At 71.4% G+C, this 21,306-nt stretch carries 17 protein-coding genes and 1 riboswitch; of the genes, 7 read left to right on the top strand and 10 right to left on the bottom strand.

Going from position 1 to position 21,306, the window contains the following annotated elements:
* The first annotated feature begins 71 nt into the window (after positions 1 to 71).
* Together DXZ73_RS11295 and DXZ73_RS11290 are read left to right on the top strand one after the other, a co-directional pair.
* Positions 72 to 980 carry a diacylglycerol kinase gene (locus DXZ73_RS11295; RefSeq protein ID WP_116210870.1) on the top strand — a complete coding sequence of 303 codons (909 nt, stop codon included), beginning with the start codon at positions 72 to 74 and terminating at the stop codon, positions 978 to 980.
* A gap of 45 nt (positions 981 to 1,025) precedes the next feature.
* Entirely contained in the window at positions 1,026 to 3,854 is a 2,829-nt protein-coding gene (locus tag DXZ73_RS11290) for a DEAD/DEAH box helicase (RefSeq protein WP_116210869.1), read from the top strand.
* Positions 3,855 to 3,992: 138 nt separating this feature from the next.
* On the opposite strand, the gene DXZ73_RS11285 is transcribed toward DXZ73_RS11290, so the two are convergent.
* The 3 genes from DXZ73_RS11285 to DXZ73_RS11275 all read right to left on the bottom strand — a co-directional run bounded on the left by DXZ73_RS11285 (position 3,993) and on the right by DXZ73_RS11275 (position 6,513).
* The gene (locus tag DXZ73_RS11285) at positions 3,993 to 4,628 is read right to left on the bottom strand and encodes a hypothetical protein (RefSeq protein ID WP_116210868.1); all 636 of its coding nucleotides are present in this window, start codon (positions 4,626 to 4,628) and stop codon (positions 3,993 to 3,995) included.
* 38 nt (positions 4,629 to 4,666) lie between these two features.
* Positions 4,667 to 5,527, bottom strand: coding sequence for a siderophore-interacting protein (locus DXZ73_RS11280; protein ID WP_116210867.1), 861 nt, complete (start codon positions 5,525 to 5,527; stop codon positions 4,667 to 4,669).
* A gap of 80 nt (positions 5,528 to 5,607) precedes the next feature.
* The gene (locus DXZ73_RS11275) at positions 5,608 to 6,513 is read right to left on the bottom strand and encodes a 5'-3' exonuclease (RefSeq protein WP_116215545.1); all 906 of its coding nucleotides are present in this window, start codon (positions 6,511 to 6,513) and stop codon (positions 5,608 to 5,610) included.
* Between the two features lie 237 nt (positions 6,514 to 6,750).
* Here DXZ73_RS11275 and DXZ73_RS11270 point away from each other — a divergent pair, with 237 nt between their 5' ends.
* Entirely contained in the window at positions 6,751 to 7,833 is a 1,083-nt protein-coding gene (locus tag DXZ73_RS11270; RefSeq protein WP_240351302.1) for a quaternary amine ABC transporter ATP-binding protein, read from the top strand.
* Positions 7,826 to 9,637 (top strand): ABC transporter permease/substrate binding protein, encoded by a 1,812-nt coding sequence (locus DXZ73_RS11265; protein WP_116210865.1) that lies wholly within the window; start codon positions 7,826 to 7,828, stop codon positions 9,635 to 9,637. Before DXZ73_RS11270 ends, DXZ73_RS11265 begins: the two co-directional genes overlap by 8 nt.
* Positions 9,638 to 9,830: 193 nt before the next feature.
* On the opposite strand, the gene DXZ73_RS11260 is transcribed toward DXZ73_RS11265, so the two are convergent.
* Entirely contained in the window at positions 9,831 to 10,760 is a 930-nt protein-coding gene (locus DXZ73_RS11260) for a LysR family transcriptional regulator (protein ID WP_116210864.1), read from the bottom strand.
* 70 nt (positions 10,761 to 10,830) lie between these two features.
* On the opposite strand from DXZ73_RS11260, the gene DXZ73_RS11255 reads away from it, so the two are divergent.
* Positions 10,831 to 11,988: a TDT family transporter gene (locus DXZ73_RS11255; protein ID WP_116210863.1), complete on the top strand. Its 1,158-nt coding sequence runs from the start codon at positions 10,831 to 10,833 to the stop codon at positions 11,986 to 11,988.
* On the opposite strand, the gene DXZ73_RS11250 is transcribed toward DXZ73_RS11255, so the two are convergent.
* Positions 11,915 to 12,640, bottom strand: a complete 726-nt coding sequence (locus DXZ73_RS11250) for a helical backbone metal receptor (RefSeq protein ID WP_116215544.1) — start codon at positions 12,638 to 12,640, stop codon at positions 11,915 to 11,917. The two genes, DXZ73_RS11255 and DXZ73_RS11250, sit on opposite strands and share 74 nt — an antisense overlap.
* 36 nt (positions 12,641 to 12,676) lie before the next feature.
* A riboswitch (cobalamin riboswitch) is annotated at positions 12,677 to 12,901 on the top strand.
* 38 nt (positions 12,902 to 12,939) lie between these two features.
* Here DXZ73_RS11250 and metE point away from each other — a divergent pair.
* A complete protein-coding gene (gene metE / locus DXZ73_RS11245; protein ID WP_205519152.1) occupies positions 12,940 to 15,255 on the top strand; it encodes a 5-methyltetrahydropteroyltriglutamate--homocysteine S-methyltransferase in 2,316 nt (771 codons plus the stop codon).
* A 388-nt stretch (positions 15,256 to 15,643) separates the two neighbouring features.
* Here the strand turns inward: metE and DXZ73_RS11235 are convergent, their stop codons facing one another.
* Both DXZ73_RS11235 and DXZ73_RS11230 read right to left on the bottom strand, forming a co-directional pair.
* Complete coding sequence (locus tag DXZ73_RS11235; RefSeq protein ID WP_116210862.1) at positions 15,644 to 16,288, bottom strand: class I SAM-dependent methyltransferase; 645 nt, start codon at positions 16,286 to 16,288, stop codon at positions 15,644 to 15,646.
* A gap of 72 nt (positions 16,289 to 16,360) precedes the next feature.
* Positions 16,361 to 16,729 (bottom strand): glycine-rich domain-containing protein, encoded by a 369-nt coding sequence (locus tag DXZ73_RS11230; RefSeq protein ID WP_240351301.1) that lies wholly within the window; start codon positions 16,727 to 16,729, stop codon positions 16,361 to 16,363.
* 244 nt (positions 16,730 to 16,973) lie between these two features.
* Between DXZ73_RS11230 and DXZ73_RS11225 the strand changes: the two genes are divergently transcribed.
* Positions 16,974 to 18,152, top strand: coding sequence for a helix-turn-helix domain-containing protein (locus tag DXZ73_RS11225; protein WP_116210860.1), 1,179 nt, complete (start codon positions 16,974 to 16,976; stop codon positions 18,150 to 18,152).
* Between the two features lie 174 nt (positions 18,153 to 18,326).
* Here DXZ73_RS11225 and DXZ73_RS11220 read toward each other — a convergent pair whose 3' ends face one another.
* From DXZ73_RS11220 to DXZ73_RS11210, 3 genes are all read right to left on the bottom strand, one after another.
* Positions 18,327 to 18,923, bottom strand: coding sequence for a hypothetical protein (locus DXZ73_RS11220; protein WP_116210859.1), 597 nt, complete (start codon positions 18,921 to 18,923; stop codon positions 18,327 to 18,329).
* A gap of 105 nt (positions 18,924 to 19,028) precedes the next feature.
* Entirely contained in the window at positions 19,029 to 19,778 is a 750-nt protein-coding gene (locus tag DXZ73_RS11215; RefSeq protein ID WP_116210858.1) for a dienelactone hydrolase family protein, read from the bottom strand.
* Between the two features lie 96 nt (positions 19,779 to 19,874).
* A complete protein-coding gene (locus DXZ73_RS11210; RefSeq protein ID WP_240351300.1) occupies positions 19,875 to 21,086 on the bottom strand; it encodes a hypothetical protein in 1,212 nt (403 codons plus the stop codon).
* Between the last annotated feature and the right edge of the window lie 220 nt (positions 21,087 to 21,306).

Raw genomic sequence — 21,306 nt, 5'->3', positions numbered from 1 at the left:
CACGCACCCAGGGGCGGCCGCTGACACAGCGGCCGCCCTTCGGCGTACCCCGACCCGATAGGGTCCGGCGGGTGACCAGCGACATCACCCTTTTCGTGAACCCCACGGCGGGCCGCGGGCGAGGCGCCCGGGCCACCCAGCCGGCCGCCCGGGTGCTCCGCGACGCCGGGTTCCGCGTCCGCACGGTGCTGGGCGAGGACGCCGCCGACGCCCTGACCCGGGCCCGGGCCGCGGTCGCCGGGGGCACCGGGGCGCTGATAGCCGTCGGCGGCGACGGAATCTGCTCCCTCGCGCTCCAGGCGGTCGCCGGGACCACCACCCCGCTCGGCGTGGTCGCCGTCGGCACCGGCAACGACTTCGCCCGCGCGGCCGGCCTGCCCGTACGCGACCCGGCGGCCGCCGCCCGGGTCATCGCCGACTCCCTCAAGGGGGACGGCGGCCTCCCCGTGGACCTCGGGCGCGCCGGGGACACCTGGTTCGGCACCGTCCTCGCCTCCGGCTTCGACTCCCGCGTCAACGACCGCGGCAACCGGCTGCGGTTCCCCACCGGACGCCTGCGCTACGACGTCGCGCTCCTCGTCGAACTCGCCGCCCTGCGCCCCGTCCTCTACCGGATCACCCTCGACGACGGGCCCGCGCGACGGATCGACGCGACGCTCGTCGCGGTCGGCAACGGCGGCTCCTACGGCGGCGGCATGCGCATCTGCGCCGGCGCGCGGCTGGACGACGGGCTCTTCGACATCACGGTCGTCGGCCCGTGCAGCCGCTCCACGCTCCTGACCGTCTTCCCCAAGGTCTACAAGGGCACCCACCTCGGCCACCCCGCGGTCACCGTCCACCGCGCGGCCAGGGTGACCCTGGAGGCGCCCGGCACCACCGGGTACGCCGACGGCGAGCCGCTGGGCCCGCTGCCGCTCACCGCCACCACGGTGCGGGGCGCCGTCCGCCTCCTCGGAGCCCGTACCACCGGCGCTCGATAAAGATCGGGTGCGCTGTCAGGGGTCCCCGGTAGGCTCGTACACAAGATGACCGACGACATGTCCCCTGCTGAGCGCTACGCCCTGTCCCGGGTGCGCGCCGCCGAGCAGGCCACCGCGCTCGCCCCCTTCCGCGAGATGTACGAATTCGAGCTCGACCCCTTCCAGATAGAGGCGTGCAAGGCCCTGGAAGCGGGGAAGGGCGTGCTGGTCGCGGCCCCGACCGGCTCGGGCAAGACCATCGTGGGCGAGTTCGCCGTCCACCTGGCCCTCACCCAGGGCCGCAAGTGCTTCTACACCACGCCGATCAAGGCGCTCTCCAACCAGAAGTACAGCGACCTCGTCAAGCGCTACGGCGCCGCCAAGGTCGGCCTGCTGACCGGCGACAACAGCGTCAACGCCGACGCCCCGGTGCTCGTCATGACCACCGAAGTGCTGCGCAACATGCTCTACGCGGGCTCCCAGGCGCTGGACGGCCTCGGGTATGTCGTCATGGACGAGGTGCACTACCTCTCCGACCGTTTCCGCGGCGCCGTCTGGGAGGAGGTCATCATCCACCTGCCGGACTCGGTGACGCTCGTGTCCCTGTCGGCCACGGTCTCCAACGCCGAGGAGTTCGGCGACTGGCTGGACACCGTCCGCGGTGACACCGAAGTGATCGTCTCCGAGCACCGGCCCGTGCCGCTGTGGCAGCACGTGCTCGCCGGGCGGCGGATGTACGACCTCTTCGAGGAGAAGAACGGCCCCGGGGGCACCCCGGGCACCGGGCGCCGCGAGGTCAACCCCGACCTGGTGCGCCTCGCCCGGATGGAGAACAGCCGCCCCTTCGGCGGCCGCGACCGGCGCCGCGGCAAGAACCTCCGCGAGGCCGACCGCGAGCGCGAGCGCCGCCAGCGCAGCCGGATCTGGACCCCCAGCCGCGTCGAGGTCATCGAGCGGCTCGACGCCGAGGGCCTGCTGCCCGCCATCACCTTCATCTTCAGCCGGGCCGGCTGCGAGGCCGCCGTGCAGCAGTGCATGTACGCCGGGCTGCGGCTCAACGACACCGAGGCGCGCGCGAAGGTCCGGGAGATCGTCGAGGAGCGCACCGCCTCGATCCCCGACGAGGACCTCCACGTCCTGGGCTATTTCGAGTGGCTGGAGGGCCTGGAGCGGGGCATCGCCGCGCACCACGCCGGAATGCTGCCCACATTCAAGGAGGTGGTGGAGGAGCTCTTCGTCAAGGGCCTGGTCAAGGCCGTCTTCGCCACCGAGACCCTCGCGCTGGGCATCAACATGCCCGCCCGCTCGGTCGTCCTGGAGAAGCTCGTCAAGTGGAACGGCGAGCAGCACGCCGACATCACCCCCGGCGAGTACACCCAGCTGACCGGCCGCGCGGGCCGGCGCGGCATCGACGTCGAGGGGCACGCCGTCGTCCTGTGGCAGCGGGCCATGGACCCCGGCGCGCTCGCGGGTCTGGCCGGCACCCGTACGTATCCGCTGCGGTCCAGCTTCAAGCCGTCGTACAACATGGCGGTCAACCTCGTCTCGCAGTTCGGCAGGCACCGCTCGCGGGAGCTCCTGGAGACCTCCTTCGCGCAGTTCCAGGCGGACAAGTCGGTCGTCGGCATCTCCCGCCAGGTGCAGAAGAACGAGGAGGGCCTGGCGGGCTACCGCGAGGCCGTCACCTGCCACCTCGGCGACTTCGAGGAGTACGCGCGGCTGCGCCGCGAGCTGGGGGACCGCGAGACCGAGCTGGCCAAGCAGGGCGCGACGCAGCGCCGGGCGGCCGCCGCCGCGGCGCTGGAGCGGCTCAAGCCCGGCGACGTCATCCACGTGCCCACCGGGAAGTACGCCGGGCTCGCCCTGGTCCTCGACCCCGGCCTGCCCGCGGGCCGCACCGACCGGCACCGCGGCCCCGACCCCTACGACGGGCCCCGCCCGCTGGTGCTCACCGCGGAGCGGCAGGTCAAGCGGCTGGCGCCGATCGACTTCCCGGTGCCCGTCGAGGCCCTGGAGCGGATGCGCATCCCCAAGTCCTTCAACGCCCGCAGCCCGCAGTCGCGGCGCGACCTCGCCTCGGCGCTGCGCACCAAGGCCGGGCACATCGTGCCCGACCGGCACCGCAAGCAGCGGGCCGAGGCCGCCGACGACACCGAGATCAGCCGGCTGCGCACGGCCATCCGCGCGCACCCGTGTCACGGCTGCGACGAGCGCGAGGACCACGCCCGCTGGGCCGAGCGCTACCACCGGCTGCTGCGGGACACCCGCCAGCTGGAGCGGCGCATCGAGGGCCGGACGAACACCATCGCCCGCACCTTCGACCGTATCTGCGCGCTTCTGACCGACCTCGGCTATCTGCGCGCCGACGAGGTGACCGAGGACGGCCGGCGGCTGGCCCGGCTCTACGGCGAGCTCGACCTGCTGGCCTCCGAGTGCCTGCGCGACGGTGTCTGGGACGACCTGGGGCCGGCGGAGCTCGCGGCGTGCGCGTCTGCGCTGGTCTACGAGGCGCGGATGGCCGACGACGCGGCGCCGCCGAAGCTTCCCGCGGGCCCGGCCCAGGCCGTGCTCGGCGAGATGGTCCGGATCTGGGGCCGGCTGGACGCGCTGGAGGAGGCGCACCGGATCAACCAGGCGGAGGGCGTCGGCCAGCGCGAGCCGGACCTGGGCTTCGCCTGGGCCGCGTACCGCTGGGCGCAGGGGCACGGCCTGGACGAGGTGCTCCGTGACATCGAGATGCCGGCGGGCGACTTCGTCCGCTGGTGCAAGCAGCTGATCGACGTCCTGGGTCAGATCGCTGCGGCGGCGCCGCAGGGCAGCCCTGTGGCGCGCAACGCGCGCAAGGCGGTTGACGGTTTGCTGCGGGGTGTGGTGGCGTACTCGTCGGTGGGCTGACGGCCAGTTACTCCGCCTGCGGCGGGCTTGTTCCCCATCCCCGCCCCTTCCCGAAACCGGGGGAGACCCCCGGACCCCCAGCGCCCTGCGGACAGCGCGCGAAGCGTGCTTCGGGGTCCGGGGCGGAGCCCCGGTGGGTTACCAAGAGGCGCCGGGATCCTCCGGCTTCGCCAAGCGCGAGCGCCGCCGCACGAGCGCGTACGTCCCCAGCGCCGTCAAAGCCGCCGCCACCGCGGCGCTGCCCACGCTCACGGCGACGAGAGTGCCGGTGCCCATCCCGGAGGAGCCGGAGTCCTCGTCGTTCTGGAGCGCGGCTTCGCTCGTCTTGTCGACGGCGTCCTCGTAACTCTTCGGGCCCGCGCAGAAGTCACGGTTGCCGGGGTCCATCTCGGGCACCACGGTCAGGTCGACGGTCCGGACCGCCCTGCCCTCGCCGTGGTCCTTGAGGGCCACCGGATACGTGCCGGGAGTGATGTCGCACAGCACCATGGCCGAGGCCATGGCGTAGTGCCTGGCGTCCTTGCCCTCCCGGAAGCGCTTCGCCTTGATCTTGACCGTCTTGGCGAAGGCGGGGGATTCCAGCGTCACATAGCCGTTGTTGTCGTCGAGCGTGCCGTCGTCCACCGTCACGGTGAACGTGGCCTCGCGGCCCCGCTGCGTGGGCTGCTGGCCGGTGACCGTCCAGGACGGGTCGGCCGAGGCGCCGGGGGCGGCTATGAGAACGAGCGCGGCCGCGGCCGCGCTCGTGAGGGCCGTACGGCCACGGGTCGTCATGGGGCGAGGATATCCACGGCCGTTCGACCCGCCGGGGGTCAGGCGACCGGGGCGCTCTCCTGCGCGCTTTCCTGTTCGCGCTCCACCTGCTGGTTCCACTCCTGCTTGGACGCCTGCCAGCCGTCCTCGTCATGGCCGCGGCGCCAGTAACCGGATATCGACAGCCGCTCGCGCGGCATCTCGCGCTCCACCCGCAGGAAGCGCCGGAGCTCCTTCACGAAGCCCGCCTCGCCGTGGACGAACGCCTGGACGTCCCCGGGCGGGAAGTCCAGTGAGCACACCGCCTTGACCAGCGCCTCGCCCACCGGAGCGCCGTCGCGGTGCAGCCAGACGACCTCGACGCCCTCGGGCAGGTCGAGCCGCTGCACCTCCCGGGCGTCCGCGACCTCGACGAAGGCGTGCACGGGCACCCCGGCGGGGATCCGCTCCAGGGACGCGGCGATCGCGGGCAGCGCGCTCTCGTCGCCGGCCAGGAGGTGCCAGTCGGCGGCCGGGTCGGGGGAGTAGGCGCCACCGGGGCCGAGGAAGCGGATCTCCGCGCCCGGCTGCACGGAGGCAGCCCAGGGACCGGCCAGCCCCTCGTCGCCGTGGACGACGAAGTCGATCGCCAGCTCGCGCTTCTCGCGGTCGAAGGCACGCACCGTGTACGTCCGCGTGCTGGGCCACTGCTCGCGCGGCAGGTCCCGGCGGACGACCTCCATGTCGAACGGCTCCGGATAGACGGCACCGGGCACCGGGAAGAGCAGCTTGACGTAGTGGTCGGAGTGCTCACCGGCCCCGAAGTCCGCGAGCCCCTCGCCGCCCAGGACCACTCGCACCATGTGCGGCGTCAGCCGCTCGGTGCGCAGCACGCGGGCGTGGTTGAGCTGGGGCTTCTTCCGGACGGGACGGTCTGCCATGGCTGTCTCCCCTGTACGTGCTGACGAGGACGCACGGAAAACGGGCATCCTTCTAAGTAAGGCACACCTAACTTAACAGCTCAGGCGGCGAGAACGGTCAGAAGCCGCTGGAGCGAACCGCCCAGCCCCCACTGCTCCGCGAGCGCCTCCAGCGCCATCGGGTCACGCGGTTCGCAAGGCAGCGCCGCGTCGAAGGGGGGCAGCGGGACATCCGAGGCGACCCGCACCACCTTGGGCGCGACCGCCAGATACGGGCGGGCCTCCAGCAGCCGCTTGCGCTGCGTCGGGGTGAGCCTGGCCGCCGGATCCTCCGCCGCGGCCATGATCCCGGCCAGGTCGCCATGGGCGGCCAGCAGCTTCGCCGCCGTCTTCTCGCCGATGCCCGGCACCCCCGGCAGGCCGTCGCTCGGGTCGCCCCGCAGCAGCGCCAGGTCGGCGTACCCGGCGCCGTCCACCCCGTACTTCTCCCGCAGCAGCGCCTCGTCGACCATCTGGAGGGTGCCGACGCCCTTGAGCGGATACAGCACCCGCACCCCGCGCCGGTCGTCCACCAGCTGATAGAGGTCGCGGTCGCCGGTGACGATGTCGACCGGGCCCGGCGCCCGGCCCGCGAGGGTGCCGATCACATCGTCCGCCTCGTACCCCGCGGCACCGATCCGGGCGATGCCGACCGCGTCCAGCACGCTCTCGATCACCGGCACCTGCGGGGACAGCGTGTCCGGGGTCTCCTCCTCGTCCGGACCGCCCTCGACCTCCTCCGCCACCCGGTGCGCCTTGTACGAGGGGATCAGGTCGACCCGCCACTGCGGCCGCCAGTCGAAGTCCATGCAGGCCACCAGGTCGTCCGGGTGGTGGTCCTGGACCAGCCGGGCGATGAAGTCGAGCAGGCCGCGCACCGCGTTCACCGGGGTGCCGTCCGGGGCCCGCACGGTGTCCGGCACACCGAAATAGGCGCGGAAATACAGGGAAGCGGTGTCGAGGAGCATCAGGCGTCGCGTCACGCCCCCGATCATGCCGCATCCCACTGACAGGACCCGGCGGACATGTGAACCGGATCACTGTTCCGTTTGCCCCGAATGATCGGGGGCAGGCGCGGCACCGCAGCGGACCCCGCCACCACGCACACGCGTCGCGGCGGGCACGCGGACCGAATCCGCACCGCTCCACGTCCCGGCCCGAAGGGGGGTGCCGGGGCGGCTCTGAGTTCGACCCGAGAGGTTTATGTGTCCAGGCTCAAGGCCGAGCACTTGTACAAAGTGTTCGGCACCCGACCCGAAGCCGCCGTCAAACGACTGGAAGGCGGCGCGGACCGCGACGAGCTGCGCGCGGACGGCACCACCGCCGCGGTCATCGACGCCTCCTTCGAGGTCGAGGCCGGCCAGATCTTCGTGGTGATGGGTCTGTCCGGATCCGGCAAGTCCACGCTGCTGCGCATGCTCAACGGCCTGCTGGACCCCACCGCCGGACGCGTCCTCTACGACGGTCAGGACCTGACCGCCCTCTCCCCGCGCGAGCTGCGCGCCGTGCGCTCGCGCGGCATCAGCATGGTCTTCCAGCACTTCGCGCTCTTCCCGCACCGCAGCGTGCTGGAGAACGCCGGCTACGGCCTCGAGGTGCAGGGCGTACCGCGCGAGGAGCGCGAGCAGCGCGCCACCGAGGCCCTGGAACTCGCGGGCCTGAAGGGCTGGGAGACCTCCTGGCCGGACGAGCTGTCCGGCGGTATGCAGCAGCGCGTCGGGCTCGCCCGCGCGCTCGCCACCGACGCCGACCTGCTGCTGATGGACGAGTCCTTCAGCGCGCTGGACCCGCTGATCCGCCGCGACATGCAGGACCAGCTGCTCGACCTCCAGACGCGGCTGAAGAAGACCATCGTCTTCATCACCCACGACCTCAACGAGGCCATGCGCCTCGGCGACCGCATCGCCGTCATGCGCGACGGCCGCATAGTGCAGAACGGCACCGCCGAGGACATCCTCCTGCGGCCCGCCAACGACTACGTCGCCTCCTTCATCCAGGACGTGGACCGCTCCCGCGTCCTCACCGCCGGATCGGTCATGATCGCGCCGGGCGGCGGCGACAGCGCGCGCGAGATCCTCGCCGCCGCGCCCGCCACCGTCGGCGCAGCGACGCCCGTCGCCGAGCTGTTCGGCCCCTTCGCCCGCAGCGGCGCCCCCGTCGCCGTCGTCGACGACCGCGGCGAGCTCGCCGGGATCGTCACCCGCGACCGCATGCTGGCCGCGCTGGGCGACGAGCCCGCCGCCGCGAGTGCCGACGAGCCCAGGGAAGCGGTGATCGCCGGTGCCTAGGATCCACTTCGGCCAGTGGGTCGAGTCTGCCGTCCACTGGCTCCAGACCCACCTGAACTGGCTGTTCGACGCCATCAGCGCCGTACTCACCGGCGCCTACGACGGCCTGAACGCCGTACTCGGCGCCCCCCACCCGCTGCTGATGGCCGGCATCCTCGCCGTCGTCGCCTGGTGGCTGCGCGGCCTGGCGGCCGCCGTCGTCACCTACGCGGGCCTCGCGCTCGTCGACTCCTTCGGCCTGTGGGACGCGGCGATGGCGACGCTGTCGCTCGTCCTCGTCGCCAGCGTGCTCACCCTCGCGATGGCCGTGCCGCTGGGCATCTGGGCGGCACGCAACCGCACCGTCAGCGGCGCGCTGCGGCCCGTACTGGACGTCATGCAGACGATGCCGGCCTTCGTCTACCTGATCCCCGGCGTGATGTTCTTCTCGATCGGGCCCATGCCCGGTCTGATCGCCACCGTCGTCTTCTCGATGCCGCCGGGCGTCCGGATGACCGAGCTGGGCATCCGCCAGGTCGACGGCGAACTCGTCGAGGCCGCGCGTGCCTTCGGCACCACTCCGCGCGACACCCTCGTCCGCGTCCAGCTGCCGCTGGCGCTGCCCACCATCATGGCGGGCGTCAACCAGGTCATCATGCTGGCCCTGTCCATGGTCGTCATCGCGGGCATGGCGGGCGCGGGCGGCCTCGGCGAGGCCGTGTACGCGGCCGTAACCCAGGTCGACATCGGCGGCGGCGTCGAGAGCGGCCTGGCCGTCGTCATCCTCGCCATCTACCTGGACCGGATGACCGGCTCCCTCAACGAGCGGGTCTCCCCGCTCGGCCGGCGCGCCCTGGCCAAGGCCGCGGCCACCGCCCGCGGCGCCGCCTACGCAACCTTCCTGCGTTACCGCCCCGGCACGGCGGTCGCCACCGTCGGCGTCGTCGTCCTCGCGCTGGTCGCGGGCGGCATGAACCTCACCGGAGGCGGCGGCAAGGACAGCGTGGCCGCAGGCAAGAACGTCGGCCAGGGCAAGCGGATCAAGCTCGGCTACTTCCCCTGGGACGAGGCCGTCGCCACCACCTACCTCTGGCAGAACATCCTGGAGGACCGCGGCTACAAGCCCGACGTCAAGCAGCTCGACCCCGGGCCGCTGTACACCGCGCTCGCCCAGGGGCAGATGGACGTGCAGTTCGACTCCTGGCTGCCCACGACCCACAAGCGCTACTGGGAGCTCTACCACGACCGGCTCACCGACCTGGGCACCTGGTACGGGCCCACGTCGCTGGAGCTGACCGTGCCCGCCTACATGAAGGACGTCAACTCGATCGACGACCTCAAGGGCAAGGGCGGGGAGTTCGGCGGCAAGGTCGTCGGCATCGAGTCGAGCGCCGGCAACATGGGCATCCTCAACAACAAGGTGCTCAAGGAGTACGGGCTGGACGGCGAGTACAAGGTCGTCTCCTCCACCACCTCCACGATGCTCGCCGAGCTGGACCGCGCCTACAACAAGAAGGAACCGATCGTCGTCCCGCTGTGGTCCCCGCACTGGGCGTACGCCAAGTACGACCTGAAGAAGCTCAAGGACCCCAAGGGTGTCTGGGGCACCGGTGAGCAGATCCACACCATCGGCAAGAAGGACTTCGTCAAGGACTTCCCCGAGGCCGCCGGCTGGATGAAGGACTTCAAGATGTCCGAGCAGGAGCTCGCCTCGCTGGAGGCCGAGATCCAGAACGGCGGCAAGGGCAAGGAGAAGCAGTCCGCCCGCCGCTGGCTGGACGCCCACCCGGGCGTGGAGGACAAGCTGGCGCCGGTGGCGTCGTAAGCGACGCGGGACGGGCTGGTTTTTCCAGCCCGTGGGGGCACCTCCCAGCGGTAGCTGGGGGAGTTTGAGGACGTGCCCGCAGGGCACTCCCGCCGCAGGCGGCAACGGCGGGACAGCCGGGGGCCCGGGGCGCGAGCTCCGGTTCGGGAAGGGGCGGGGCTGGGGAACAAACCCACCCGAGCCACCCGCACGCTCACCCCCGCGTCAGCGACAGCAACTCCCGCGCCGGGCCCGCAGGACGCTGCCCCAACGGCCACACCGCCCGCAGGTCGCGTCGCAAGCGCACCGCCACCGGAATCTCCACGAGCCGCCGGGCCGCGAGCTCCTCGCCCACGGCGAGCTCGCTCAGGACGGAGGGGCCCGCTCCGCTGACCACGGCCGCCTTCACCGCCGTCGTGGAGGCGAGTTCGAGCAGCGGGGCCGCCAGGCCGCCGTGGCCCGCCAGGGCCGCGTCGAGGACCTGGCGGGTGCCGGAGCCGCGTTCGCGGAGGATCAGCGGGGTGGCCGCCAGTTCGGCGGGGGAGAGCGGGGCGCGGCGGCGGGCCCACGCGTGGCTCGGGGCGACCACGACGGCCAGCCGGTCGTGGCCGATGACCGCGCCGTCCAGCCCGGCCGGTACGTCGAGGCCCTCGACGAAGCCGAGATCGGCCTCGCCCGCGCGCAGCCGGTCCGCGACGGCCGCGGAGTTCCCGGCGAGCAGCGAGACGGCCGTACCGGGCAGCAGCCCGCGCAGTGCGATCAGCCACCCCGGCAGCAGATACTCGGCGATGGTCATGCTCGCGGCAACGCGCAGCCGGGAGTCCCGGCGGCCGCGCAGCGCCTGCGTGCCCGCGTCGAACGCCTCGGCGGCCTCGACGACCCGCCGCGCCCAGTCGGTGACGAGCGCCCCCGCGTCGGTGAGCCGGGAGCCGCGCGGCGAGCGCTCGACGAGGGCGACGCCGAGCATGCGCTCCATGCTGCGGATCCGGCTGCTGGCGGCGGGCTGGGTGATGCCCACCTCGCGGGCCGCCCGCCCCAGGCTGCCCAGCCGGGCCACGGCGAGCAGCAGCTCCAGCGCCCCGAGATCGGGCACCCGGTGCGCGAGCGGGCTCCTCGGCTCGTCGGCACTCCTCGGATCGCTCATAAACCCAGCTTATGCCCTCATAGACCGATGGCCTCTGGTTGCGCGGAGCGTCGCGGGCGATCGTGGAGACATGACCACGCTCGTCCACCCCAGCCCCACCCCTCTCACACGCGACCACTCGCGGCCCGGTGTCCGTCACCTCGGCCCGAACTGGTACGCCGCCGTGATGGGCACCGCCATCGTCGCGGGCGCAGGTGCCGCCCTCCCGCTGCGGGCACCCGGGCTGCGCGGCGCGTACGAGGTCGTATGGGCGCTGGCCGCCCTCGGGCTGCTCACCCTGCTGACCGCCCGCGCCGCGCACTGGCTGCGCCACCCCGACCAGGCCAGGCGCCACCTCGCCGACCCGATGGTCGCGCCCTTCTACGGCTGCCTGGCGATGGCCCTGCTGGCCGTCGGCAGCGGCACACTCGCCGTGGGCTCGGACGTCATCGGCAAGGACACGGCCGTGGCCGCCGACGCCGTCCTGTGGGTGGCGGGCACGGTGATCGGCCTCGCGGCGGCCGCGGGCATCCCGTACCTGATGGTCACCCGGCACAAGATCGGGATGGACGGCGCCTCGCCCGTCTGGCTGCTCCCGGTCGTCGCGCCCATGGTGTCCGCCGCGACGGGCCCGGCGCTGGTGGCCCACCTGCCGCACGGCCAGTGGCAGGAGGCCATGCTGCTCGGCTGCTACGCCCTGTTCGGCATGAGCCTGCTGGCCACGCTGGTCATCCTGCCGATGGTGTTCTCCCGGCTGATCCACCACGGTGCGCTGCCCCTCGCGCTGACCCCGGCCCTCTTCCTCGTCCTCGGCCCGCTCGGGCAGTCGACCACGGCCGTCAACAACGTCGCCGACGCCGCGCACGGCACCTCCGCCGCCCCCTACGCCCAGGCGATGACCGCCTTCGGCGTGCTCTACGGCACCCCCGTGATGGGCTTCGCGCTGCTGTGGCTGGCGCTGGCCACCGCCATGGTGGTGCGGGCCTTCCGGCGCGGCATGGGCTTCGCGATGACATGGTGGGCCTTCACCTTCCCCATCGGCACCTGCGTCACCGGCGCCGCCGGGCTCGCCCGCCACACCGGTCTGCACGCCTTCAACGGCCTGGCCTACGGGCTGTACGCGCTGCTCGTCGCGGCCTGGCTGGTCGCCGCCGTGTGCACCCTGCGCGGACTGGTCAGCGGCCGGCTGCTCGCAGCGCCGCGGCCAGCACCCGAGGCGCCCGCGTCAGCGAAGGCCCGTACCACGTGAGGTGACGGCCGCTGACGAGCGCGGACGGCAGCCCGGGGAACGCCTCCGGGCCGTCGTCCGCGGTGAAGCGGTACGGCTCGTCCGGCAGGACGACCAGTTCGGCGCCGCACGAGGTCAACTCGTCGAGGGGCACGCGGGGATAGCGCTCCGCGTGCCCCGCGTGCACATGGACGACACCGAGCCGGGCGAGGACGTCCCCCGCGAAGGTGTCCCGGCCCAGGACCATCCACGGCCGCCGCCACACCGGCACCACCGCCCGCACGACCGGGCCCGCGGGCCGCACCTCCCGCCACGCGTCCTCGGCCTCCGCCAGCCACTCCGGCCGCTCCAGCCCGCACCCCTCCACCAGCACCCGCTCCAGCTCCCCGAACGCCTGCTCCAGGGTGCGCACTTCGGTGACCATCACCCGCAGGCCCGCCGCACGCAGCGCGGCGAGGTCGGGGGCGCGGTTCTCCTCCTCGTTGGCGAGGACGAGGTCGGGCGCGAGGGCGACGATCCGGGCCACGTCGGGGTTCTTGGTCCCACCGATCCGCACGACGTCGAGCCCGGCGGGGTGGTCGCACCAGTCGGTGGCACCGACGAGCAGCCCGGGCGCGGAGACGGCCACGGCCTCGGTGAGCGAGGGCACGAGGGACACCACGCGAACGGCCATGATCACAGAGTACGCCCGGGCTGCAACTGCTGTGGCTATGCTGGCCGGTGCAGCTGGTTCGCCCCGTCCGCCAGGCGGGAGCGTCGCAAGAGGGAATCCGGTGCGAATCCGGAACTGCCCCGCAGCGGTGAGTGGGAACGACCGCGGTCATACGCACTGGACACCCGTCCGGGAAGCGACCGCCAGTAGGTGCCCGGCCCTTCGACGAGGGACCGGGACGCGCCCACGAGTCCGAAGACCTGCCACTGCCCGTACACCCGCACGGGGTACGGACCCACCGAACTCCGGAGGAGAGTTCCGTGTCGCAGAAGCATGTCGCACGCGTACGCCCCACTTTGCACGGCTATCCGAGGCAGGGCCCGAACCGCGAGCTGAAGAAGGCCACCGAGGGCTATTGGGCCGGCCGCCTGGACGCAGGTCAGCTGCTGGAAACCGCCGCCGCGCTGCGTGCCGCGGCCCGCGAGGAGCTGCGCGAGGCGGGCATCACCGAGATGGCCACCGGCGACTTCTCGCTCTACGACCACGTCCTGGACACGGCCTGGGCGGTCGGCGCGGTGCCGGAGCGGCACCGGGCGGCGGCCGACACCGAGCTGGACGTCTACTTCGCCATGGCCCGCGGCACGGCACAGGTGCCGCCGCTGGAGATGACGAAGTGGTTCGACACCAATTACCACTACCTCGTGCCCGAGTTGGGGCCGGAGACGGCGTTCGCCCCGGACTCCCGCAAGCAGGTCACCGAGTTCCGCGAGGCACGAGAGGCGGGCTTCACGGCCCGGCCCGTGCTGCTGGGACCGGTCAGCTTCCTGCTGCTGGCCAAGCCCGCGCCCGGTGCCGGGGCGGACTTCGAGCCGCTGACGCTGCTGGACCGGCTGCTGCCGGTGTACGCGTCGCTGCTCGCGGACCTGCGGGCGGCGGGGGCGGACTGGGTGCAGCTGGACGAGCCCGTGCTCGTGCAGGACCGGCCCCGATCGGTGCTCGGCGCCACCGCCCGCGCCTACCGCGAGCTCGGCGCCGCCACCGACCGGCCGAAGCTGCTGGTCGCCTCCTACTTCGACCGGCTCGGCGACGCCCTGCCCGTGCTCGCCCAGTCCCCCGTCGAGGGGCTCGCGATGGACTTCACCGGGCCCGCGGCCGCCAACCTCGACGCGCTCGCCGCCCTCGGCGGGCTGCCCGGCAAGCGGCTGATCGCGGGCGTCGTCGACGGCCGCAACGTCTGGGCCGCCGACCTGGAGCGGGCCCTGTCCACCCTGGCCACCCTGCTCGGCCTGGTGGAACGGCTCGACGTGGCGCCGTCCTGCTCCCTGCTGCACGTGCCGCTCGACGTCGCCGCGGAACGCGACCTCGATCCGCAGGTCGCCCGCTGGCTGTCCTTCGCCCGGCAGAAGACCGTCGAAGTCGCAACCCTGGCAAGGGCGCTGAGCGAGGGCCGCGAGGCGGTGGCACCGCGGCTCGCCGCCAACCGGGCCGCCCTCACGGCCCGCGCGGGCTCGGCGCTGACCCGCGACACGGCCGTACGGGAGCGCTGCGCCGCCGTCACCGCCGCCGACGCGCGCCGACCGCAGCCGTACGCGGAGCGGACCGCCGCCCAGCGCGCCCGGCTCGGCCTGCCGCCGCTGCCGACCACCACCATCGGTTCCTTCCCGCAGACCGCCGAGCTGCGCCGCGCACGGGCGGAGCTGCGCGCCGGGAAGCTGACCGCCGAGGGCTACCGCGAGCGGATCGCCGCGGAGATCCGCGAGGTGATCGCCTTCCAGGAGAAGGCGGGCCTCGACGTGCTGGTGCACGGCGAACCCGAACGCAACGACATGGTCCAGCACTTCGCCGAGCGGCTGAACGGCTACCTCGCCACCCGGCACGGCTGGGTGCAGTCCTACGGCACGCGCTACGTCCGCCCGCCGATCCTCGCCGGTGACGTCTCGCGGCCCGCGCCCATGACCGTCGAATGGACGGGCTACGCCCAGTCGTTGACCCGGCGCCCCGTGAAGGGCATGCTCACCGGCCCCGTCACCATGCTCGCCTGGTCCTTCGTCCGGGACGACCAGCCGCTCGCCGAGACCGCCCGCCAGGTGGCGCTCGCGCTCCGCGACGAGGTCGCGGACCTGGAGGCGGCGGGCACCGCCGTGATCCAGGTGGACGAACCCGCCCTGCGCGAGCTGCTGCCGCTGCGCGCGCCCGCCCGGCCCGGCTATCTGGAATGGGCGACCGAGGCATTCCGCCTGGCGACGAGCGGGGTCCGCGCGGACACCCAGATCCACACGCACATGTGCTACGCCGAGTTCGGCGAGATCCTGCCCGGGATCGAGGCGCTGGACGCGGACGTCATCAGCCTGGAGGCGGCGCGCTCCCGGATGGCCGTCGCGGACGAACTCGCCGCCGCGGGCTATCCGCGCGAGGCGGGCCCGGGGGTGTACGACATCCACTCTCCGCGTGTCCCCTCGGTCGAGGAGATCGCCGCGCTGCTGCGGCACGCGCTGCGGGCCGTACCGGCGGAACGGCTGTGGGTGAACCCCGACTGCGGCCTCAAGACACGGTCCCCGGAGGAAGCGGGGCCGGCACTGGAGAACCTGGTCACTGCGGCCCGACAGGTCCGCGCGACGCTGCCGTACTCCGGCTGAGGAGCCACCGTGGAAGCGCCACCCATCGACAAGGCCCCGGCCGACTCGTCCGTCACCCTCGCCCACATCATGAGCGAGCACGACACCAATCTGTACGGCACGGTGCACGGCGGCGCGCTCCGTAGGTAGCCGTTGTGGACTCCCCGCCGCTCTTGAGGGAGAGCGGCGGGAGCCGGCGGGGAGTGCCGTGTGGTGCGAGTCCGGCTCGTTGTCGCAGCGGGCCGAGAGCCTGCCTGCTCACTGTGTCCATGATCCGCTGAAGGCCGGAGTGCCCCGCCGATCGGTGGCTGTCGTCCCTCCGACCTGCGGTGTAGCGGGTGCTCAGACCGAACCTGACGGGGAGATCCAGCATGGCCGGCAGCACTCAGCAGGCGGCCGTGCAGAGCCCTCAGGCTTCGGCACGTACCAATAGGGTTCCTTCCGTTTGGTCGTCCGGAGGCGGGATGACCTCCACCTGGATGTTCGCGAAGCGTTCCGCCGCGAGGAGGTTCGCCCACTGGTCAGCCGAGTAGTCCCAGCGTGAGACGGCTCGGGCCTCCCGTAGCGTGCCCCCTGCTTGCCGGTCTGCGCGCGGTGGCTTGTGGGAGAAGGCGAACACTCCCCTGGGCGTCAGGCAGTCTCGTACCAAGGGCAAGAGCTGTTCCGGATCGATGAACCACACCGGGCCGAAGATGGACAGCACCACGTCGAAGCTGCCGGGGTGGCGGGCCAGGAACTCCGTCACCTCTGCTGTGTGGAAGGTGAGGCCAGGGAGGTGTCCCCACCGTGCTTCGGCCTTCTGCCGCTGGGTGGGCGCGATGTCCACCCCAGCGCACTCCGCGCCGAGGGTGGCCAGGTGCGCGAGGTTGCAGCCGGTGCCGCAGCCCAGTTCGAGTACGCGACGGCCCTGGATCTCCCCGAGCAACGATTCGTCAGGGCCGTGGTCTGCGTGCTGAGTCCAGTTCAGCCAGGTAGCGGCCCCTGCGGCGTTCCGTTCCCTGCGAGGGGTGCGGTCCGCCGCGTACCGCTCCCACGCTGCGGTGACTGCTTCCATGCGGTTCCTTTCATGCGTGATGGCTCCCCCCGATTCCCAGGGGGGAGCCACCTCGCCCGGCGGATCTTGCTATTACTTGCCGCCGACCGGGCTGTCGGTGCACCCGGCGTGGCACTGTGAGCAGTCGGCTTCACTGGCGTTCCACAGTTCGTGGTCGATGGTGAACCCGGCGGCTTTGAGCGCTTGGACTGTTGCCCTCAACGAGGGCGATCCGGTGGCTTCCCCTGACAGGTGCGGGACGTGATGAACGTAGCGTCCGGCGACCATGAGGCAGAAGTCCGTGTAGTTGATCGTGTCGAGAACGAAGCTGTGAACGCCGAGGTCCACACGGGGCGCGGGCCCCATGGGCACATCGGGGTGTTCGACGGAGGTGACCAGATAGGCGATGGTCTGGCCGAAGGTGCGTTCGGCGGTGTCGCGGTCCAGGTCGTGGTCACGCATGATGAGCTGAACTTCACGGTCCCAGACTTCGGGACTGACGCATGTTCGAGGGTTCCTGAGCTGCACTGCTGTCGTCACAGCGGTCCCTTCGCTCGTCGGGTGGTGCGCTGCACTCGGCCTCGCAACCAGTCAACGCCCACGCGAGCGAGGGAACTTGCACATGCTTTGCACAAGGGCATGCAGGCGCGCGAACCACCTGTGGCGATGGCTGACAGGACCTCTGTCCGCGCGGAAGACTGGGCCCATGAGCACTGATCTCGCCCCCGGCGCCAACCTGGCGGCGCTTCGGAAGGAACGCGGCTGGTCTCAGGTGAAGCTGGCCAAGCAAGCGAACATCTCCGTCTCCCTGTTGTCCAAGATCGAGGTAGGGGACCGGACGCTCACGCCGGCCGTGGCGGCTGCGGTCGGCAAGCCCATGGGGCTGTCCATGGCCGAGGTGCTGGGGAAGACAGAAGTGGGGCGGGAAGGGAAGCGACCTCTCGCCGACTTGCGGGCGGCTCTCCGGGACTACGACCTACCGGACCGCGTGACGGTCAAGGAGCAGAAGCTGAGCGCCGAAATGGGCACGGCGGACGCCTACCGGAAGAAGGCCGATGTCTCCAAGCTCCTGATGGTGCTCCCGAAGCTGCTGAGGGACGCCACGACGAACGCGTACACCGTGAACACGGCAGAGTCCTGGATGGTGCTCGCAGACGTCTGCAGCACCGTTTATTGGCTCGCCGCGCGGCACAGGTGGATGGACATGGCGGAGCTTGCCGTCACCCGTCAGCGGTGGGCCGTCGAACAGCAGCCGAACCCTCTGGGGATGGCAGTGGCGGCCAGGGACCGGGCGGGGACCTACCTGAACTTCGGGGACATCGAGCGGGGGCTGACGCTCGTGGACCGGGCCATTGCTGATGCTCAGCAGCGGCTCGGCAGTACCGAGCGCGACATTGCCGTGTGCATCCTGAACCTTCGCGGGATGACCTTGGCGGGCAGGCTCAAGGACAAGAAGGAAGCGAAGCGGGAAGCGGAGCGGCACATCAGGTCCGCCCTGGCCACATCACAGGACATGAGCCGTGAGCTCGACGTGCATGGCTTGACTGTGGGGCCTCGGAATACGTTCACCCACCGATTGGCCACCTACGTGGACCTTGGCAGGCCTCGTGAGGCCCTGGCCCTGGCGGATGACCTGTCAGTTGCCCTGGCGGGGATGCCTCCCACGCGTGTGGCCCCGACGTACATCAATGCGGCACGGGCACAGCTCGACATCGGGGACCGCGACGCGGCTCTGGAGAGCCTGTCGATCGCGTGGGAGGTGGCTCCCCAGTTTGCCCGTATCCACCCGATGGGCCGGGAGGTGTTCCGTGTGGTGTCCTCTCTGCACCGCCGGAGCAACCCGGAGCTTCTGCGGCTGTCGAAGCTGTCGGGGATCAAGGTCTGAGCAGGCATGGCGAGAACCCCGTGGGGGACCGGGGGCCTGCTGTGTCTCATCCGGTCCTCCGGTCCTCCGGGCCTGCGGCTCAAGTGGCCACCGCCCGACTGACGTTCGTGGTTCCGGGTACGACTTCCCGCCGCTCTTGAGGGAGAGCGGCGGGGGCCGGCGTGCCTCGGTGGGCTAAGGGGCGGTTTCCAGCTGCTGGACTGCCGTTACGTACCAGCTTCCCGAGTCCTGCGACTTCTTCCTGGCCAGCTCCTTGTTCTTGGCGTCGAGCTGGTTGTACTGGGCGCCGCGCCAGCCACTGGTGAGGTCGGCGAGCGAGATGGGGCCGAAGAGCTTGCTCACGCCGGAGGCGTCGTAGACCTGCGCGAGATGAAGCTCCTCGTCCTGCGGGACCTGCCCTTGGATGTTCCGGTTGCAGGCGCTCTCGACGAACTCGGCGTCCTGCACGCGCTGGTAGACGCAGTACGCGCCGTACTGCTGATCCAGAACGCGGTACCACGCGTCCCCGACGCACTTCATCTGCTGGCGCACGGTGGCCTGCCTGAGGTCGATCCCGGTCTCTTCGAAGAACTCGATCCGCCCTCCGGTGATCACGTCGCTCGCCGTGACGGAGCCTCCGGGGATGACGAGCTGCCCGGCCCCGTTCAGCACCGTGCGCGGAGTCGGCTTGCCGCCGAAGCGGGATCCGTACACGTTCTTGTAGGCGACCAGCACCCGGAACGCCTTGGGGTGGGTGCTGGGGATGTCGTAGACCAGGTGGTAGGCGTACACGTCTTCACCTCTCGCTCGGCGCGTGCGGCGGGGACCAATGAGCCAAGCTAGGGCGTCAACCGTCGTGTGCATATGCCCGATCTGGCCATGAGGTTGCCGGAGCTCTCAGCCGTTGGTCAGGGTGCGGCCGAGGAGAGGGAGCAGACGGTCCCAGTGGCGCTGCAGCGCGGCAGGGTCGAAGGCGTCGGTGTCGGACATGGTGAAGCCGTGGACGGTGCCGGGGTAGATCTCGGTGGTGTAGCCGACACCCGCGGCATCGAGGGCCTGGTTGAACTCGCCGAGAGCCTCGGGCGACAAGTCGCCTTCGGCGAGGCCGAGGTGGACTTCCGCGGTGAGCTCGGAGACGAGGCGGTGCGGGCTGTCGGGCGCGTCGGTGACCAGGAAGCCGGGGTGGAATCCGGCGACGGCGGCCACCTGCCCGGGGTGGGCCGCTGCCGTGCGCATCGCCAGGGCGGCGCCCATGCAATAGCCGATCGCGGCGACCGGTCCGGCGCCGACCTCGGGCTGGGCGGTGAGGAACTTGAGGTAGGCGTCGGCGTCGCGCAGGGCACGCTCGGTGGTGTGCGCCCCGATCAAGGGCATCAGCTGGGCGAAGACCGCGGGCCGTGCCTCTTCCCCGATGTGCTCGGGAAGCTCGACCACCGGCGCCGGCCCGTTCCGGTAGAGGACGTTGGGGACGAGCACGTAGTACCCGTGCCCGGCCAGTTCGCGGGCCATCTCCTCGAGCACGGGCCGCAGGCCGAAGGCGTCCATGTACAGCAGCACTCCCGGGTGCCGCTCGCCGTCGTCGGGGAAGGCGGCGAAGGCGTCGGCCTGGCCGTCCGGGGTGGGGATCTGGAGTGTCTTGGTGGGCATGGAGGATCTTCCTTCCGTTGCTTCATAGTTGACCACCAAAGCCGGTCGGAAGTCATCCAACACGGTGGTCACCGTCGTACGGCAGGCTGCTCATGCTCACGTGCGGGTGACTCTCCCGCAGCGGTCGCTGGACCCCGCCTTACCGGACGTGCCTTCGCCGATTTCCAAATCGCGGCTGCGGTCGTACGGGTCGACGGCCGGGCCGGTCGGCTCCGATGCTTCGGGACGACTGGAGGGGAATCCGGGATGCAGGACACCGTCGTAGGTGTTGCAAGCCGAGTTCCCGATGTCCACGTTGAAGGAGCGGAAGGTCAGTTTGCCCGGGGTGACCTTGAAGCGGGCGGGATCGAGGATGCTGATGTCCAATACACGGCGCACGATGGTGCGGGCTACCTCTTGTGAGTCTTGGGCTCGCTTCGTGAGCGGGTAGACGAAGGTGTAGTCCGTGTGAATGATGACGGAGCCGTCCGCGTCCTCCTTGAACGTCATGCGCCCCCGTGTCTTGACTGTCTCACCCACCATGCGCACTTCGTTCTTGTCGAAGCGGCTGAAGAGCTTGAGGGGGTCGTGTTCCCGGTCGGGCTTGTCCAGGGCCGTCGTCACCATGGTGGATACGTCGTCCTGCTGTGGATCGAGCAGAGCCAGTGCCGCAGCAGGACGGTCGCCACGGATGGTCGCCGGTTCGAGATTCGCCGCGATGAGGAAGTCCTTGGTCAGCTCCAGGACGGTGGCGACCCGCTCCTTCGACATGGCGCCGGTGGCAGCAGCCTCGGGCACGACAATGCCCTTCGCGCCGTCGGCGTACTGTTCTGCCGGCGATCCGGCGAAGGGCCGGCTGAGGGTTGGAGTGTCTGCGGACGCTTTTCCGGGCGCCCCGCTGGGGCGCCCGGTCTCCGGCGGCAGGGGTGTCGGGCCTCCGCCGGAGGCTGCTTTCCCTCCGCCTGATCCGCCGGAAAGCCAGGACAGAGCCTTGTCGGGGTTGAGCGCAAACAGTGCCATCGCCAAAGCGACCAAGACGCCGATGCCGCCGAGGAACTGACGCCTACGGGTGGCCCGCCGTCTCGTCTCCTGCCAAGCAGGGCCAGTGCGCCAGCCCTCGGGCCGGTGAGGATCGACCTGTTCCCGGCGCCTCTTCGCGCCTTTGAACCGACTTCCGCCGTTCCGGCGGGCTGCTGCGGCAGCGTTCTCCTCCTCACGCCGCAGTCGCTCGGTCACCATGCGCGCCCGCGCCGACGGCTCCTTGGGAGCAGAGTTACGGATCGCCCCCTCATGGTCGCGGGCAAAACGCTCCCAGACCTCGTCGGGCACAGAGGAGTTTCCCCCGTCATCGCCCGAGGAACTGCCGGGCTGAGGTCGTTCGACTGTCACTGAACCCTCGCTCGTATCAGCGGACTTTCTGCCGGAGTGACAACTTTAGGGTCGTGCCGGGCTGGTCCCCAACCTGCGCCTGCCACCGGACATTTCAGCCGTTGCGCTCCATCCATGGATGGTCCGGATCGGGATGGCTCGGCGGCCCCCACTGAATAGC

This window comes from Streptoverticillium olivoreticuli subsp. olivoreticuli, assembly GCF_003391135.1.
Classification (GTDB): domain Bacteria; phylum Actinomycetota; class Actinomycetes; order Streptomycetales; family Streptomycetaceae; genus Streptomyces; species Streptomyces blastmyceticus.
Note: the sequence above shows the minus strand (reverse complement) of the source record. Positions and strands in the feature narration are given on the sequence as shown.